Genomic DNA, 16,763 nt, shown 5'->3' with positions numbered 1-16,763 from the left:
GCCCCACTCGATACAATTGCTTTAAGCGCACTCTATAAACCATACATCAACCCTTGCCAAGGTTTAGTGTTTTTTTGATCTTGAATTTGAATATTTTCCAAATAAACATCATTCCAAGAACCACCGATTATAACATACTTATACTTACTTTCTTGTATATCTCGTAATAATAAATTGTTTCTCTTCATTGGAAAATATTGATTCCAATCTTTAAGTTTACCAATTAAAAATGGCCCGCTAGATTTAGTTGCCACATATGCTTTAAGTCCTGCATTCTTAAGCATTACATCTAGCATACCAGTTTCAGCCATTGCATGTGAATCCCCAACAACTAGAACTTTTATTTGTTTCTTACTACGATCACCTATTAGACACTTATTCTTTGAGGGGAGTGACACGTCAGTGCCAGAATTATGACATCCATCGTCCTCTTTAATTACACCGTAATATGTTGATGATAATTGTTGAACATCCTTATAATACTGGTTATACCCAAATTGTGAATTAATCCGCACAACTAGCGCAAATATAGAGAACAAAAACAAAGGCAGCAAAATAAAGGTGAAAAAAGTTTTTCCAAAAGGGAAAATAACTTTATAGCGCAATGGTTTTTCTACAAGGAAATAACTTAAGCTTGCCATCAAAATTGATGCTAGAATGACCGCAATTCCAGTGTATGGAGTTATTGATATACTAAGATAATTCAAATATGCAATAATCGGCCAATGCCACAAATACAGCGAATAGGAAATCAAACCAACATTGACCAAAGGTTTAAGCGCCAGTACTTTATTAACATAAGGGGTATAGCTCTTCTGCAAGCCACCAGTAAAGATTATCAATACAACACCTACGCAAGGAACTACAGCCCAAAAACTAGGGAAGTCACTTTTAGAAAGCATGATTGCTGGTAACAAAATAATCACTATTCCTACAAGTGAAAGTACATTTGCAATCAATATACTTTTTACTAGCTTTATCTGCTTTGAAAATAATGCAAGTATCGCACCAAACAATAGCTCAAATGCTCTGGTAAAGGGCATATAATACGCCATATTCGAATCTATAGTTATATACAAAAACAATGACAGAAAAAGAATTATAGAAGCCATAACTGATAACATCAAATATGAGCTCTTAACCCTAAAGCAAACAAGTAATAATAAAGGCCATATTATATAAAATTGTTCTTCAACACCAAGCGACCATGTGTGAAGCAATGAAATAACAGAAGCGTCGGTGGCAAAGTACCCAAAATTGAAAGAGTTATAAAAGTAAATATTTGAAAAAGACAATAACGCCGCCAACAACGACTTAGTATAACCCAACAAAGCATCTGGTAATAAAAACAACCATGCGAAAAAGCTCGTTACAACAAGCAAAAAAAGCAGAGCTGGCAAGATCCTTCGCATTCGTTTTAAATAGAACTGCTTCAAAGAAAACTTCTCTAAAAACAGACTCTGAGAAATATGCAAAGTAATCAGATAACCTGAAATTACAAAAAACACATCTACACCTAAAAAACCTGCTGAAAAAAACGACCATTGCAAATGATAAAAGATAACCAATAGAACTGCTATTGCTCTTAATCCATCTATATCTGCCCTGTATAAGTTTAAATTAGATTTATTCACCGAATTCCTCTGAGCAAGCTAACAAATTCATTTTGCAAAATATAAGCATTACCTTGTCCATCAAGTGCCTGGTTGCTCTTGCCAAAATTAATTCTCTCTCCAAGCATATCAACCCAACCAATTTGCCTAGCAGGAATTCCCACCATCAATGCAAACGGTTTAACATCTTTTGTTACTACCGAGCCCGCTCCAATCAAAGCATATTCACCAATCGTTACACCACAAACAATTGTGGCATTAGCACCTACTGTCGAACCCTTCTTTATCAAGGTTTTTTTAAATTCATGCTTACGATTGACATGGCTTCTTGGATTAATGACATTTGTAAATACCATTGAAGGTCCAAGAAAAACATCGTCTTCGCATTCTACACCATCGTAGATAGAAATATTGTTCTGTACTTTAACATTGTTACCAATTTTCACATTGGGACCAACAACACAATTTTGCCCAAATGAGCAATCGTTACCAATATTGGTATTACGCATGATATGGCAAAAATGCCAAATTTTGGTATTTTCCCCAATACTAACACCTTCATCAATATAACTGCTTTCGTGAACGAAAAAATCACTCACACCAACTTCTCCAAATATTTCCCAATCATGTCTTTAGAAAATCCCAAAAACGGTGTTTGAATCGCTTTTTGACAAAATGGATGACTGTCTTTAGTAATACCTTTTGGCGTCTTATGCCTTAGAGAAAACACGATTTCAATCGCAGTTTTTGCATGAGACACTCGATAACCGTTACCATCCAATATATCTCTGTAGACCACAGTATGAAGATCCGTAAAACCATCACTGAATTCAAACTCCTCACCATCAATCTTAATAGAGCGAAAAGTTCTAACCCCTTTGCTTAAGGCTTGCTGAGGCAGCATTTCCGGATTGATACTTAAAAACCAACGCACTCTTGCACGTTCAAACTCTAAATACCCGGCCGCTTTATCAATTTCATCAAGATGAGAGTCATTCCTTTTAACATCTCCAAAAATCCAGGCTAACATATCGAAAAAATGCACACCAATATTAGTTGCAATTCCACCTGACTTGTTTTGGTCCGCTTTCCATGTACTGTAATACCATGTTCCACGGCTTGTTAGGTAGGTTAAATCGATATTATATACCTTGTCTTTCGGACCATGAAGCACTTTCTCTCTTAAAGCAATAATAGATGGGTGAAGGCGTAGCTGCAAAATATTATATACATTTTTACCAGTTTCTTTTTCCAAACTCTCGAGATTTTCTAGAACCCATGGATTTAAAACCAAAGGTTTTTCCGAGATAGCATGCGCCCCATTATTTAACGCGAAGCGAATATGACTGTCATGTAAGTAATTCGGGGAACATATTGAGACGAAGTCCACTCGTTTATTGCCCCCTTTGCGCAATTGAACATTACGTTCAAAGCGTTCAAACTCTTTAAAAAAATCAGCTTGAGGGAAATAACTATCCAAGATTCCAACTGAATCAAAAGTGTCCATTGCAACCACAAGTTCATTATCAGTATCTTTGATTGCCTTCATATGCCTTGGTGCAATATAACCAGCAGCTCCAATCAATGCAAAACGTTTCATCAAATATTCCTTAAATTCACAGTCTAAATTTAGATTTTTTCTTATCATAAATTGATTTGACGTCAATTAGTATATCATGTTCAGGCAGTCTTTCATTACGATAGTCATCATGCCCTACTGCAACCACGATAACATCATAACGTTTTCCTTCCAGTTCAGTCCAATCAATAAGTTTTATGCCACACTCATGCTCAACCTCATTGACATCAGCCACTGGATCATGAACGTCAACGTTGAGATTATATTCTCTCAACTCCTGAATCACATCAAAAATCTTAGAATTTCTAATATCTGGGCAATTTTCTTTAAACGTCACACCCAATAGCGCAACCTTGGCATTTTTGATTAGCTTTCCCTCGTGAATCATAGTCTTGACAACCTGTTCAGCCACATATTTCGCCATACCATCATTAATTCTGCGCCCTGCCAATAAAACTTCAGGATGATAGCCTAATCTCTCCGCTTTATATGTCAAATAATATGGATCTACCCCAATACAATGCCCGCCAACAAGACCTGGATTAAGTCGCACAAAATTCCACTTAGTAGCTGCGGCATCTAAAACCTCTTGCGTATCTATTCCCATTAAATGGAAAATTTTTGATAACTCATTGACAAAAGCGATCCCTAAATCCCGTTGTGAGTTTTCAATTACTTTACTCGCTTCTGCCACTTTAATGGAGCTTGCCTTATATACACCAGCTTTAACAACAGAAGCATAAACTTCGGCAACAATATCGCAAATCTCGGGAGTTTGCCCTGAAACCACCTTAAGAATTTTGGTAAACGTATGCTCTTTATCACCTGGATTAATCCGCTCAGGTGAGTAGCCTACAAAGAAATCAATGCCACATTTTAACCCTGATTCTTTTTCCAAAATAGGGACACAGTCCTCCTCTGTCGCCCCTGGATAAACTGTAGATTCGTAAACGACAATATCGCCTTTTTTAAGTGCCTTTCCCACCGTTTTTGATGCGCTTAAAAGTGGGCTTAAATCAGGTTTGTTCGCATCATCAATTGGCGTTGGGACTGCCAGAATATGAAAATCTGCTTTTTTAAGCTCTCCAATATCATCTGTCAACAGTAAGTTCGCTGATTGTAACTCACCATCTGCTACCTCTAAGGTGTAATCATGTCCTGCTTTTAACGCTTTTATTCTATTTCGATTAATATCAAATGCGACCACTTGTTGCTTTTGACCAAAGGCAACCGCTACGGGTAAACCAACATACCCCAAACCAATAACTGAAATTTTTCTTTTTATCATCTTACGAGCCTTATAGGAATTACGCACGTTGAATTTTAAATTGTGAATTAATCATAAGCAAACCATAATTTTTAATTTTTAATTCAACCTTCTATTTAACATAATACCCACCTGTCTTTGATGCCCCTCTAAATTCAACTTTATGTGCCTCTTTTAAGGTTTTAAGATGTCTTTCCAGTGTACGAAGCGCAACATGCAATATTTCACTCATTTGCTTTGAGTTCAAACCTGGGTTCTGCCTAATAAATTCATATAGCTTATTTGCTCCGCCACTTGCTCCGCCACTTGCTCCGCCACTTGCTCCGCCACTTGCTGCATTGGAATAAAAGGTCACCTTTATTGATAAGCCATCATATTCAAAGTCAGGCTTAGGTAACTTATGGTCATGAAAAGCTTGAATAATATCCAGCGTACCTTTTCCCCAACTCTCAATTAACCCTGCTTTATAAAACACATTGGCGATTACTGGATTATGCGGCATGGATGGGTGTGGTTTTGCTAATGTGGAAACGTTCATATTTTCTGGTAACGTTGCTCCGTTAAATATAACGAATTTGTTATCATACACCCTAATTTGCAGATTCACACTGATCATATAATCACGATGCACTAATGCATTAATAATGGCTTCTCGTAAAGCGGAATATGGATATTGAAGCTTTTCTCGGCGATAAATCCCTTCATAAGAAATATACGATTTTAAATATTTGCTTCTAAGCACGTCTAAAATTTTATCAACCTGATCAATTAAGTTACCCTCAATAATATCACTCGTTTGTATATCTGATTCAGTCAAAAAACGCCCTATTTTTGAATGCGATTGTATAAAGTATTTTTGTGGATTTTTAGCAAACAATAAGATAGCTGCTCTTTTGAAAAATTTACCGTCATGCAAATTCAACTTGGACAATAACTGTATAACATCTTTTTCCTGATCAATACGGGGAATCCGATCTTTAGCTAAACTTTTAAATTTCTCTATTGCGCTTAAATCTATCTCATCAAGTCCAAAACCTTCTACAGCCACATCATCCCAGGTTTTTCCATACTTTTTAAGTAAAAAATTAGTAAGGTTACCGCCATTTAACTCAATAGTATTGGCGCCACTTCTTTGATAAAATTTGCCACCATATGAAACTGGAGCGTATATTTTGGGCACCATAATTTCAAGATACTGTTTATCATCAGCTTCTTTAATTACAACATCGACAAGAAGTCCAAGCCTACTGTTTATTTTATTTGGCAAAACCTCTGTAAACTCCGCAGCCTTACTTATCCCCACAATCGTTGCATTATCATCGACACCAATATAAAGCATTCCGCCATCTGTATTGGCAAAAGCACAAATCGTTTTGAGATATTCATCCTTCCATATCTCTTTAAATTCCAGTGTCTGCGATTCCTGTAATTTCATATCAACTCAGCTTCCTTTAATTTTGAATGCCTAATTTTAAATTTAGAATGAATCATGCACAAACCATAATTCATAATCATTACTTTTTGTCCACTTCCCCCTGTACAAAGCTGGATCCATCATCAATCTCAATAACAAGTTCTGGATAGTCTTGCATAATAGAATGAGGCGCGCTTCCAGTTTTGTTATCCAAATTAAAAACTAAAGCTTTTCCTCATGCTATGCAATCTCTACCTCCCAGCTTCGACCTCAAAAAGGTAAACATGGCGTTATATTAACACTAACACAAAGCCGCTTGATCAATTTTTTTGTTTCACCAATTAGCCGAAACGCTTGGGTAGTCTCTTTCTTGATAAATTTTACCTACACAAACCTCGATTCATCATCAATTTCAACTTCTCATACAATAAAGATTGCCATTTCACATCATGTTAGCGAACTCTGATTATTAGCTATCGTCTTTTAATAACTTAATCTTATGATGAGGAAATATACACCCATTCGACGAAAATTAGCATTCAACGTTAATTAATTCTTTATGTCCAAGCTTAAAAAACAATAGCTTAGACTAACGATAACAAGTACATTATAGCTTTTAATATTTACTGTTTAAGCAGCTGAAATGGAGCATATTTCGTTTTTATCCGGTGCATTTGTTTTTATCATGATTTTTTTTGCTGGCTTTGTAGATTGTATTGCAGGTGGCGGCGGGATGATTACGATTCCAACTTACTTGAGTATAGGCGTACCTCCTCACTTAGTATTAGGGACAAACAAAATGGTAATGTCAATGGGCACTTTATCGGCTGTTATACGCCTTATTTATTCAGTTAAAATCTATTGGAAAACGATTATATTTGGCATTTTATTTGCGTTTTTAGGTTCACTCCTTGGAGCTAAACTTATCAGCCACTTGGTAAATTATCAATTGATGACTATTCTTCTTTTAATTGTTATCCCAACAATTTTGATTATTGGAACATTTAAAAACTATCGTGCTGAAAGTAGCTACCTACCTACAACCTTATTTTATGTGCGTTTAGTTTTGGTATGTTTTACTGTGGGCGCTTATGATGGTTTTTTTGGTCCAGGCACTGGAACTTTCTTATTTTTAAGTTTTATGTATCTTTTATCAATGTCAGCCAAGGAGTCAGTCACCAATGCCAAAATTGTCAATTTATCTGCTAATATTGGGGCGTTAATTTATTTTCTATCGATAGGCACAATTGATTGGTGTATTGTTATGATTGCTTTGCCCGCAGCAATAATGGGGTATTTGTTAGGAGCACAGTTCGTATTAAAAGCCAATGTCAAGTGGTTAAAGAAAATTGTGACATTTGTATTGCTTGGTTTAATGATTAAATTAGTATTCTTTAACTAAAAAAATAATATCTATTGACTTACTGTGTTGGCGGTTTTAAGTAAAAATAAACAACAGCCTTGCAACGCATAGCAAGCTTTTTTATAAATTCCACAGGTCATGAAAATTAAGTTATTGGTTCAAAGGCGTTAGTAAGTATATACTAGTTCATATTAATTAAGCAGCGTCAACTTAGTATTTAAACATGGAAAATAGTTTTAAGCGTGTTCCTAAAACAGGCGTTATTTATGTTATGTCTAAAGCCCAAGCACATGGGTTTTATTATGGTAATCCAGAATGGGCAAATTTAGGGCAAGGGGCGCCTGAAACCGGAAATATGCCAACAAGCCCAAAACGGTTAACAACTATCTTACTTGATCAAAATTCTTCAGAATATAGCCCTGTTTCAGGCGACGTTGAGTTAAGAAAAGCTGTAGCAGAATTATATAATCATCGTTATCGTTTTGATAAAAAATCACAATACACTTATGAGAACGTTGCCATTTCCTCTGGTGGGCGTCCTGCTTTATGTCGAATTGCAGCAACAATGAATAACATTAACCTTGGACATTTTTTACCTGATTATACGGCTTATGAAGAATTATTAAATGTGTTTGGTGGATTTGTTTCTATTCCCATCTCCTATAGAATAGCCAATGGTTTTAAGCCAGATATTGCCGAAATGGAAAGGTTAATGGTCAATATGGGCTTAGGTGCAATGCTTTTATCAAACCCTTGTAATCCTACAGGGCAGATCATTATAGGTAATGAGCTCAAGCAATTGATCGATGCAGCTAAGAAAATCGGTTGTGCGATGATTTTTGATGAATTCTATTCGCATTATTTATATGAACAGTCACAAAAAACGCTAAGTGCTGCATCCTATGTAAAAGACGTTGATAAAGATAATGTTCTGATTGTAGATGGCTTAACTAAAAATTGGCGCTACCCTGGTCTAAGAATTTCATGGACCCTTGGGCCAAAAGAAGTGATCGATGCAATTTCATCGGCTGGCTCATTTTTGGATGGTGGTGCGGTACACTCTATTCAAAAAGCAATTATTCCTCTTTTACAACCAAATCATGCTGATCAAGAGGCAGAATCGATTCAAAAGGAATTTGATAAAAAACGTAAATACATGATCCAGCGCTTAAAAGAAATGGGCTTTGTGCTACCTGGAATTCCAGAAGGCGGTTTTTATTGCTTTGCCTCACTTGAGAACTTACCAGAAACACTTGCAGATGGGATGAAATTCTTTAAAGCGTTATTACAATACAAAGTCATTTGTGTACCGGGTGAGTTCTTTGATGTCAATCCAGGGCAAAGGCGTAAGATGATCAATACGCGTTTGAAAAAGTATGTAAGGCTAAGCTTTGGACCAAGATTTGATGAAATTAAGCTTGGATTAGATAAAATACAGCAAATGTTAATAGACATTAACTTATGAGTTTCTTGTATTTGATACGATGTGGATCGACTGAATCATCACCTAAGCGTTTTTTCTTATCTTCAACATAGGCTCCATAGTTGCCTTCAAACCAAACAACCTGGCTCTCCCCTTCAAAAGCAAGGATATGAGTGGCTACACGGTCTAAGAACCATCTATCGTGTGATATAATCATCACACATCCAGGAAAGGCAAGAATTGCTTCTTCTAATGCACGCAAAGTTTCAACGTCAAGGTCATTTGTTGGTTCATCCAATAGGATAACGTTCCCACCTTTGCGTAAGAGTTTTGCTAAATGGACGCGATTTCGCTCACCACCAGATAACTCTTTAATAAATTTTTGTTGATCGGAACCTTTGAAGTTAAAGCGACCAACATATTGGCGTGATGGAATGGTATATTTGCCAACGGTGATGATATCTAAACCATCAGAGATTTCTTCCCATACAGTCTTATTGTCATCTAGCACATCGCGCGATTGATTCACATAAGCAAGCTCAACGGTTTCACCAAAACTTACGTTACCTTGATCAGGGGTTTCAAGATCTGCGATCATCTTAAAGAAAGTAGACTTCCCAGCACCATTTGGTCCAATAATCCCGACAATTGAACCCGCAGGAACTTCAAAATTAAGCTTATCTATTAATAAGCGATCCCCAAAACCTTTGCTAATTTCATTGATATGGATGACTTTGTTGCCCAAACGTGGCCCAGGTGGAATGTATAAGTCTTGTGTGGCATTAAGCTCCTGGAACTCTTGTGAGCTTAATTCTTCAAAACGTGCTAAACGTGCCTTTGATTTAGCTTGACGACCTTTTGCATTTTGGCGTACCCATTCAAGTTCTTGTTGCAATGCTTTTCTATGAGCGGTTTGTTTTTTATCTTCTTGAGCTAAGCGAGCTTCTTTTTGTTCAAGCCAGCTTGAATAATTACCTTTAAATGGAATACCTTCTCCACGATCAAGCTCTAAAATCCACTCAGCAACGTTATCTAAAAAGTAACGATCATGCGTAATCGCAACCACGGTTCCTTTATACTCTTGCAAAAACCGCTCAAGCCATGCCACACTTTCGGCATCTAAATGGTTAGTTGGCTCATCCAACAGTAATATGTCAGGTGAAGATAGTAGAAGTTTGCAAAGTGCAACGCGACGCACTTCACCACCAGAGAGTTTAGTGATATCCGCATCCCATTCAGGCAAACGCAAAGCATCCGCAGCAATTTCAAGTTTTCGCTCAATTTCCCAAGCACCTGTGGCATCAATTTTATTTTGTAATTCTCCTTGTTCAACTAAAAGCTTATTCATCTCATCATCAGACATTGGTTCGCAAAACTTCATACTGATTTCATCAAAACGTGTCAGCATTGCTTTTAGGTCAGCAAGTGCTTCTTCAACATTGCCTTTGACATTTTTTTTAGGATCAAGCCTAGGTTCCTGTGGTAGATAGCCAATTTTGACACCTTTTCGAGGAGCGGCTTCGCCAACAATTTCAGTATCCAAGCCAGCCATGATTCTAAGCAAGGTTGATTTCCCCGAGCCATTTAATCCTAAAACGCCAATTTTTGCACCATCAAAAAACGATAGTGAAATATCTTTTAAAATGTAGCGATTAGGTGGGACAACTTTGCCCACTCGGTGCATGGAGTAAATATATTGTTCAGACATGGTGATTTTAGTCCTGCGTTTGTTTATCTTAATTTAAATGGAATTTAATTTGCGTGATGATTTTAACAAAAAAACCTTAAATCCCCTTGTGCTTTTTGCTAAAAAATTTATAATCAGCCGTGATTGGTCGCTTAGCTCAGCTTGGTTAGAGTACTACCTTGACATGGTAGGGGTCACTGGTTCGAGTCCAGTAGCGACCACCAATTCAGCGCATTTCACAACGTTTTAAAAAGTCCAAAAATTCTTTTAAAAATACTGGATAGTCGAGTAAAGCAGAGAAAATTTCACTCTAGCTTTCACAAAACCGTATGCGACATATATCTATGCCTTTTCCTCGTAGTACCCTGCCTCACTTATTGTGTTTCTTGCAAGTTAACTTGACGATTATGGTCACGTTTTTTCTGTTTTTGTTCCTTTCGAAACATAGCCGCTTGCTTAGCGTCTTCACCAAGATGCGTCTCACCACGTTTATAGGCGAGTTGAGTTTGCTTTTCACGCTCTAAAAAACGCTTACGTTGCTTAGAAGTATGCTGAGCATAACATTGATGGCATGAGATGCCTTTCTCATACTCAGGTTTTAACTTATCTTCTTCAGTAATTGGCTTACGACAAGCATAACACTGATCATATTGACCTTTTTCTAGAGCATGATTAACGGCAACACGTGAGTCAAAAACAAAACACTCGCCTTCCCACATACTTTCTTCTTTTGGTACTTCTTCTAAATATTTTAAGATTCCACCCTCAAGATGGTATACCTCTTCAAAACCTTTTTCTTTCAAAAAGGCAGTTGATTTTTCACAGCGAATACCACCTGTGCAAAACATTGCAACTTTTTTGTGTTTATTTTTATCCAAATTTTTTTCAACGTACTCAGGAAATTGACGAAATGTTTCTGTATGTGGATTAATTGCATTTTTAAATGTACCAATTCCAATCTCATAGTCATTACGAGTATCAATAACTAACACATCAGGATCTGAAATAAGAGCATTCCAATCTTTTGGTTTAACATAAGTACCACATACTTTACGTGGATTAAGCCCCTCTACACCTAAAGTCACGATTTCTTTTTTAAGTTTAACTTTGGCATGGTTAAATGGGATATGATCATCATACGACTCTTTAGATGAGATATCGGCTAAGCGCTGATCGGATTTCAAATACGTAAGTACGGCTTCAATACCTTCTTTAGTGCCAGCAATCGTCCCATTAATACCTTCTTTAGCAAGCAATAGTGTGCCACGTACAAGGTTGTTTTCCATCACCTTTAACAAAGGTTCTCTAAGTTCTTCAAAATCATCTAATGCGACAAATTTATACATCGCAGACACAACGTAGTTTGGCATAGCTATTCTTCATTTCCAAATTATTCAAAACTAAGCAACTGTATCCATCACAAATTTTTTTGGCATAAAACCTACAAAATCATTCGCAAAGGGACATAGCGCGTGAATATTTTGCATCACACCAGCAAAAGTGTACGCATTATACACCATTTAATCCGATCACCAAACACCTTAACTAGATTTGTTCAAGAATCTTGATTTAAAGCAAGTTTTTTGAGTGCTTTTACTACCCAAAAATCTTGCCAATTCTTTCTTTATTTTTACTTTTAATGATTTTGATATTGAGGAGTACTTTAATCTTAAAATAATCACGCCGCTTTTTTCAAAAAGCAAGTTAGTGCACGATAATGTAATTGGTCTTTACATAAATTCTATTTCAAACTTTCTACCCACACACTTATTTTTCAAAATATCACTCGTATTTTTCAGATTTTGATTACGTTCAATAAAACTAAATCACTGTCCACGCATAAAAAGCTTATCTAAATCTGCAACGCTTACTTTAACCCACGTAGGACGACCGTGATTACATTGATCCGCACGTGCAGTTTGCTCCATCTCACGTAATAAATGATTCATTTCTTGCAAAGTCAAATTATCATTTGCACGCACGGCTTTATGACACGACATCGTAGCTAAAATTTGATTAATGTAGTCATCTATCTCTTTAGATTGGGTACTCAACTCCAGACTTTTGGCAATGTTAAGCAATAAGTCCTCTATATGGCTACTTTTTAAATAAACAGGGATTTCACGCACCACCAACGTTTTCTCACCCAAAGGAGCATACACAAACCCCAGTTTACTTAACATTTTTTCATGTTGAAGAAGAACATCTAATAATATTGTACTTAACTCAAAAGTAATAGGTAACAGCAGTTGCTGAGAAACCACCTTGTTATTTGCCCATAATGCTTTTACTTTTTCATATAATACACGCTCATGTGCGGCGTGCATGTCAACAACAATTAAGCCATCTTCGGTTTGGGATAAGATAAAAATGCCATGCACTTGTGCTACAGCAAATCCTAATGGGTACTTTTTATCTTCTAGTTGCAACTGTGGAACTGTTTGTATTTCTTTTGTAGCTATCTCATGGTCGATATCTAACTCATCTAATGGCATACTCAACTGGGTTGCAGATTGCCATTTATCTTTTTTTATGGTTGTGTTTGAGGCAAGCTCTTCTGTTGATGAAAATTGATTTGCAGCTTTACCTATCAATCTTTCATACAACCTCAAATCTTGATTATGGCTTTGAGCAAGCTGGCTGTTTGAATAATTAGGTCGATTTGAATCATCTTGCCAATAAAGCCTTTTGTTATCAAGTTCATTTTTCTCCATTGGCTTTAAACTTGGTGCTTGATACGTCAGACTTTGCTCTTCTTCTATTTCTTCTTCATATAATGTTGGTCTTGTATGGGAAAGGGCATGATGAATCTTAGCAAATAGAAAATCATGCACCAAACGCGACTCTCTAAATCTCAGTTCATGTTTAGTTGGATGCACATTGACATCTACTGTGGCAGGATTGATGTTAAAGAATAAAATAAAAGCAGGATAACGTAAATGATGCAGCACATCTTTATATGCTTGTTTAATAGCATGTGCAATTAACTTATCTTTGATAATGCGTCCATTAACATAAAAATATTGTAAATCCGCACGTGATTTCGAAAACTGCGGTTTGGCAATCCAACCTTGCAGTGTCAAATCCATAGATGCCTCTTGGACTATAATCGCATTTTCAATAAATTCTTCCCCACAAATTTGTGCAATTCGAGCTTGTTGCTTTTGTGGTGTATCAGCAACTGGAAAGCTTTTCACTTCCTTGCCATTATGCAAAATTGTAAGCGCAATATCAAAATGACATAACATAAATTTCTTTATCAGATCATCAATATGTGCATATTCAGTACGCTCTGCTTTTAAAAACTTACGCCGTGCTGGTGTGTTATAAAAAACTTGAGCAACCTCTATTGATGTGCCTATTGGATGCGAAGCTGGAATAAGCTCATTACCCAACTGATTATTGATACTCCAAGCATGTGGTGCATTAGCTACTTTTGAAGTAATTTTAACTTTGGCAATTGAACCAATACTCGCTAACGCCTCACCTCTAAAGCCCATGCTTTGAATAGCTTCGAGCTCTTCTAAAGAATAGATCTTACTTGTAGCATGAGGTGTTAGTGCTAATATTAAGTCGTCTTTCTCTATTCCAAAGCCATTATCACGGAGCAATATTTTCTCTTTTCCACCATGCTCTAACTCAAGCATAATTTGAGTTGCACCTGCATCAATTGCATTTTCAAACAGTTCTTTCACAATCGAAGAGGGACGCTCGATGACCTCTCCTGCTGCAATTTGATTAGATAGCTCCATGGAGAGCAGTTTGATTCTTCTAGCCATAATTTAGCTCTACCTGTTCTTCCTTTTTTGCCAAGCGATTACACAGCATATGTGCAATCTGATATGCCACATCTAACTTTGACATTAAAGTCAATTCAAGCACTAAACGTCCTTTTCTATCGTATATTTGTACTTGATTTTGATCACTATAAAATGGAAAGCCCGTTTTATTATCCACTTGATTCAACACTAAATAATCAAGGTTTTTAGCACTTATCTTCTGTAAAGCATAAACTTTAGCATTGTCTGTTTCTGCGGCAAAGCCAACAACACATAATGGTCTATTCTTTTGCAAATTAGCAACGCTTTTGACGATATCTTCGTTTTTACTCAATTTGAGTATTAGCTCATCATCAACATCATTCATTTTCTTAATCTTATGAGTTGCATAACTTTGAGGTCTATAATCGGCCACTGCTGCCGCTCCAATAAATAGCTCTGCTTTGTCCACATATTCATGCACTGCATCATACATTTCTTTTGCACTTTTAACATAAATTGTATGAATACCATACGACGCACTAAGCTCCGTGGGACCTGATATCAAAACTACGCGCCAACCCAGATTATAAAAGGCATCCGCTAAAGCGTAACCCATTTTACCTGAGCTGTAATTTGAGAGATAACGAACAGGATCTAGCGCTTCGACTGTGGGACCTGCTGTAATCACAACGGTTTTATCAATTTTTGATATATTTTGCAATACCATTTTCGCAATAAGTTCAGGTTCCATTAATCGACCCTCACCTATCTCTCCACATGCCTGTTCACCTGTATCAGGTGCTAATAAGGTAAATTGACGTGCTACAAGCCTTGCAACATTTTCCTTTACAATGCTATTGTGCCACATCTGTTTGTTCATTGCAGGTGCAACATATATCGGCTTCTTTGTTGCCAATATAATATTTCCTAATAAATCATCTGCTATACCGTATGCTAACTTTGCCAAGGTATTAGCTGTAGCAGGCGCAATCAAGATTTTATCTGCCCAGCGCGCAAGTTCAATATGTTCAATCGGAGTTTCACTATATTCAAATAAATCCTGATAGCTTTTTTGTTTGCATAAGGCCTCAAAACTTAAAGGTGTTACAAACTCAAGTGCAGAGCGACTTAACACAACCTTAACATCACAACCAGCTTTGACCAACAACCTGGTTAACTCAAGCGCTTTATAAGCAGCAATACTTCCTGTTACACATAATAGGATTTTGTTCATTGAAAATACTCTCCATTAATCTAAAAAATATTCAGCATTAACAACGACGCGCACAAGCTTATATGGATCACCATCACCATATGAAGCATCTTGATTTGCAATTGTAAAGGCACCTTGTGTTGCTTGACGAATACTACCTAACTGTGTTTGTGCATTTTTAGCAAATTGTAACGCTGCTGTTTTTGCATTCTCCGTCGCTTCTTCTAACATTGTAGGCTTAATCTCATTGAGTAATGTGTACTTGTAACTGACATTGCTGTTACTAATTACAACGCCCTTTGCAACCAAATCACTTGTTTTTTGAACAAACTTCACTATTACATCCACTTGATCAGTAATAATGGTCATACTGCTATATGCACTATAATTCGATGTATTAACCTGATCTTTATTATGTGTATTTTGATTTAATGAAATGCTTCCATATTGGAGGCTATCAATACTTAATCCTGCTGCTGTAATAAAATTTTTAATCACCAATTGATCGTGCTCAATCTTCTGATAAACTTCTTTTAAAGTATTGGCATTCACACTATAGCTGATATTCCAAATCGCTTTGTTTGCTTTTACTGTTTGTTCAGCCAACCCCTTAACACCAACATAACGGTTAAATGAATGAAAATTTAATATCCCATAAGCGATAAACGCACCACTTAACGCCACTCCAATGCCGATTGCAAAATAACCAAAAAAATTTGATTTTCTCATACTCATCACATTTTATCCTTATATAAATCACGACTAATATTAGTCAGCGCCTGTTCATAGAATCGTTCTATTTCATCGTTGGTATCAACTCCAAAAGAAATCTGTTGCAACAAACCATTCGATAATGCATAAACACAACCGTGGATCATAACCTCTTGATTTCTTTTCCACGCATCTTGAATAACTGTAGTTTTGGCAACGTTGACAACTTGTTCAACGACATTTAACTCACACATCACCGCATGTTTTTGCTGATTACAATTGATGCCTTTTGATAGTTTTTCACAACTACCACCTTGATCAAATGGAACAAGCAATGCTTTATGCTTATACTGCACATCTTGCACATGTCTTAACCAATTATCAATTAACCCATGAGATTCATTTAAAGTCGCGGCCTTTATCCCACCACAGCCATAATGACCACAAACTAAAACGTGTTTAACTTTCAACACATCAACAGCATATTGCAGAACCGACAAAAAATTCAAATCTGAATGCACTACTACATTAGCGACATTGCGATGCACGAACACATCCCCTGGCAGTAATCCTAAAATCTCATTGGCAGGTACGCGGCTGTCTGAACATCCAATCCACAGATATTCTGGATTCTGCTGTTTTGATAACTTTTCAAAAAAGCCAGGATGGCTTTTGTTAATATCACTAACCCATTGGCGATTTTGAGCAATCAATTTGGTTAAATACTTCATC

Annotated in this window: 13 protein-coding genes and 1 tRNA gene; 3 read left to right on the top strand and 11 right to left on the bottom strand. The window is 36.6% G+C overall.

The genetic code is table 11. The annotated features are described in order from the left end of the window. Positions 1–32 precede the first annotated feature (32 nt). The 5 genes from DNJ77_RS00330 to DNJ77_RS00310 all read right to left on the bottom strand — a co-directional run bounded on the left by DNJ77_RS00330 (position 33) and on the right by DNJ77_RS00310 (position 5,894). Positions 33–1,634: an acyltransferase family protein gene (locus tag DNJ77_RS00330; RefSeq protein ID WP_116963006.1), complete on the bottom strand. Its 1,602-nt coding sequence runs from the start codon at positions 1,632–1,634 to the stop codon at positions 33–35. Beyond that, positions 1,631–2,212: an acyltransferase gene (locus DNJ77_RS00325; protein WP_116963005.1), complete on the bottom strand. Its 582-nt coding sequence runs from the start codon at positions 2,210–2,212 to the stop codon at positions 1,631–1,633. Before DNJ77_RS00325 ends, DNJ77_RS00330 begins: the two co-directional genes overlap by 4 nt. Then, positions 2,209–3,213, bottom strand: a complete 1,005-nt coding sequence (locus tag DNJ77_RS00320; RefSeq protein WP_116963004.1) for a Gfo/Idh/MocA family oxidoreductase — start codon at positions 3,211–3,213, stop codon at positions 2,209–2,211. Before DNJ77_RS00320 ends, DNJ77_RS00325 begins: the two co-directional genes overlap by 4 nt. Before the next feature lie 16 nt (positions 3,214–3,229). Continuing rightward, positions 3,230–4,480 carry a nucleotide sugar dehydrogenase gene (locus DNJ77_RS00315; RefSeq protein WP_116963003.1) on the bottom strand — a complete coding sequence of 417 codons (1,251 nt, stop codon included), beginning with the start codon at positions 4,478–4,480 and terminating at the stop codon, positions 3,230–3,232. 91 nt (positions 4,481–4,571) lie between these two features. Further along, positions 4,572–5,894: an RNA-binding domain-containing protein gene (locus tag DNJ77_RS00310; RefSeq protein ID WP_116963002.1), complete on the bottom strand. Its 1,323-nt coding sequence runs from the start codon at positions 5,892–5,894 to the stop codon at positions 4,572–4,574. Positions 5,895–6,516: 622 nt separating this feature from the next. Here DNJ77_RS00310 and DNJ77_RS00305 point away from each other — a divergent pair. Together DNJ77_RS00305 and DNJ77_RS00300 are read left to right on the top strand one after the other, a co-directional pair. After that, positions 6,517–7,275: a TSUP family transporter gene (locus tag DNJ77_RS00305; protein ID WP_116963001.1), complete on the top strand. Its 759-nt coding sequence runs from the start codon at positions 6,517–6,519 to the stop codon at positions 7,273–7,275. A 184-nt stretch (positions 7,276–7,459) separates the two neighbouring features. Beyond that, entirely contained in the window at positions 7,460–8,701 is a 1,242-nt protein-coding gene (locus DNJ77_RS00300; RefSeq protein WP_116963000.1) for a pyridoxal phosphate-dependent aminotransferase, read from the top strand. Here DNJ77_RS00300 and ettA read toward each other — a convergent pair. Beyond that, positions 8,691–10,367 (bottom strand): energy-dependent translational throttle protein EttA, encoded by a 1,677-nt coding sequence (gene ettA, locus DNJ77_RS00295; protein ID WP_116962999.1) that lies wholly within the window; start codon positions 10,365–10,367, stop codon positions 8,691–8,693. The two genes, DNJ77_RS00300 and ettA, sit on opposite strands and share 11 nt — an antisense overlap. A gap of 125 nt (positions 10,368–10,492) precedes the next feature. Between ettA and DNJ77_RS00290 the strand changes: the two genes are divergently transcribed. After that, a tRNA-Val gene (locus tag DNJ77_RS00290) sits at positions 10,493–10,570 on the top strand. Between the two features lie 150 nt (positions 10,571–10,720). Here DNJ77_RS00290 and trhO read toward each other — a convergent pair. The 5 genes from trhO to can all read right to left on the bottom strand — a co-directional run bounded on the left by trhO (position 10,721) and on the right by can (position 16,762). Further along, positions 10,721–11,716: an oxygen-dependent tRNA uridine(34) hydroxylase TrhO gene (gene trhO, locus DNJ77_RS00285; RefSeq protein ID WP_116962998.1), complete on the bottom strand. Its 996-nt coding sequence runs from the start codon at positions 11,714–11,716 to the stop codon at positions 10,721–10,723. Between the two features lie 456 nt (positions 11,717–12,172). After that, the gene (gene mutL / locus DNJ77_RS00280) at positions 12,173–14,125 is read right to left on the bottom strand and encodes a DNA mismatch repair endonuclease MutL (protein ID WP_116962997.1); all 1,953 of its coding nucleotides are present in this window, start codon (positions 14,123–14,125) and stop codon (positions 12,173–12,175) included. Then, positions 14,118–15,341: a bifunctional phosphopantothenoylcysteine decarboxylase/phosphopantothenate--cysteine ligase CoaBC gene (gene coaBC / locus DNJ77_RS00275; protein ID WP_116962996.1), complete on the bottom strand. Its 1,224-nt coding sequence runs from the start codon at positions 15,339–15,341 to the stop codon at positions 14,118–14,120. Before coaBC ends, mutL begins: the two co-directional genes overlap by 8 nt. Before the next feature lie 15 nt (positions 15,342–15,356). Then, positions 15,357–16,055: an SIMPL domain-containing protein gene (locus tag DNJ77_RS00270; RefSeq protein WP_116962995.1), complete on the bottom strand. Its 699-nt coding sequence runs from the start codon at positions 16,053–16,055 to the stop codon at positions 15,357–15,359. After that, positions 16,055–16,762, bottom strand: coding sequence for a carbonate dehydratase (can, locus tag DNJ77_RS00265; protein ID WP_116962994.1), 708 nt, complete (start codon positions 16,760–16,762; stop codon positions 16,055–16,057). The genes DNJ77_RS00270 and can overlap by 1 nt, the downstream gene beginning before the upstream one ends. Between the last annotated feature and the right edge of the window lies 1 nt (position 16,763).

It is taken from the genome of Fastidiosibacter lacustris (assembly GCF_003428155.1).
In the GTDB taxonomy this organism is placed as follows: domain Bacteria; phylum Pseudomonadota; class Gammaproteobacteria; order Francisellales; family Francisellaceae; genus Caedibacter; species Caedibacter lacustris.
This window is presented reverse-complemented; position numbering and strand designations above follow the sequence as displayed.

What these genes read in the sequence shown, in the direction of transcription:
- DNJ77_RS00320 (WP_116963004.1), bottom strand. Translation starts at nt 3,213, where the DNA reads ATGAAACGTTTTGCATTGATTGGAGCTGCTGGTTATATTGCACCAAGG.
- DNJ77_RS00315 (WP_116963003.1), bottom strand. Translation starts at nt 4,480, where the DNA reads ATGATAAAAAGAAAAATTTCAGTTATTGGTTTGGGGTATGTTGGTTTA.
- DNJ77_RS00310 (WP_116963002.1), bottom strand. Translation starts at nt 5,894, where the DNA reads ATGAAATTACAGGAATCGCAGACACTGGAATTTAAAGAGATATGGAAG.
- DNJ77_RS00305 (WP_116963001.1), top strand. Translation starts at nt 6,517, where the DNA reads ATGGAGCATATTTCGTTTTTATCCGGTGCATTTGTTTTTATCATGATT.
- DNJ77_RS00300 (WP_116963000.1), top strand. Translation starts at nt 7,460, where the DNA reads ATGGAAAATAGTTTTAAGCGTGTTCCTAAAACAGGCGTTATTTATGTT.
- ettA (WP_116962999.1), bottom strand. Translation starts at nt 10,367, where the DNA reads ATGTCTGAACAATATATTTACTCCATGCACCGAGTGGGCAAAGTTGTC.
- trhO (WP_116962998.1), bottom strand. Translation starts at nt 11,716, where the DNA reads ATGCCAAACTACGTTGTGTCTGCGATGTATAAATTTGTCGCATTAGAT.
- mutL (WP_116962997.1), bottom strand. Translation starts at nt 14,125, where the DNA reads ATGGCTAGAAGAATCAAACTGCTCTCCATGGAGCTATCTAATCAAATT.
- coaBC (WP_116962996.1), bottom strand. Translation starts at nt 15,341, where the DNA reads ATGAACAAAATCCTATTATGTGTAACAGGAAGTATTGCTGCTTATAAA.
- DNJ77_RS00270 (WP_116962995.1), bottom strand. Translation starts at nt 16,055, where the DNA reads ATGAGTATGAGAAAATCAAATTTTTTTGGTTATTTTGCAATCGGCATT.
- can (WP_116962994.1), bottom strand. Translation starts at nt 16,762, where the DNA reads ATGAAGTATTTAACCAAATTGATTGCTCAAAATCGCCAATGGGTTAGT.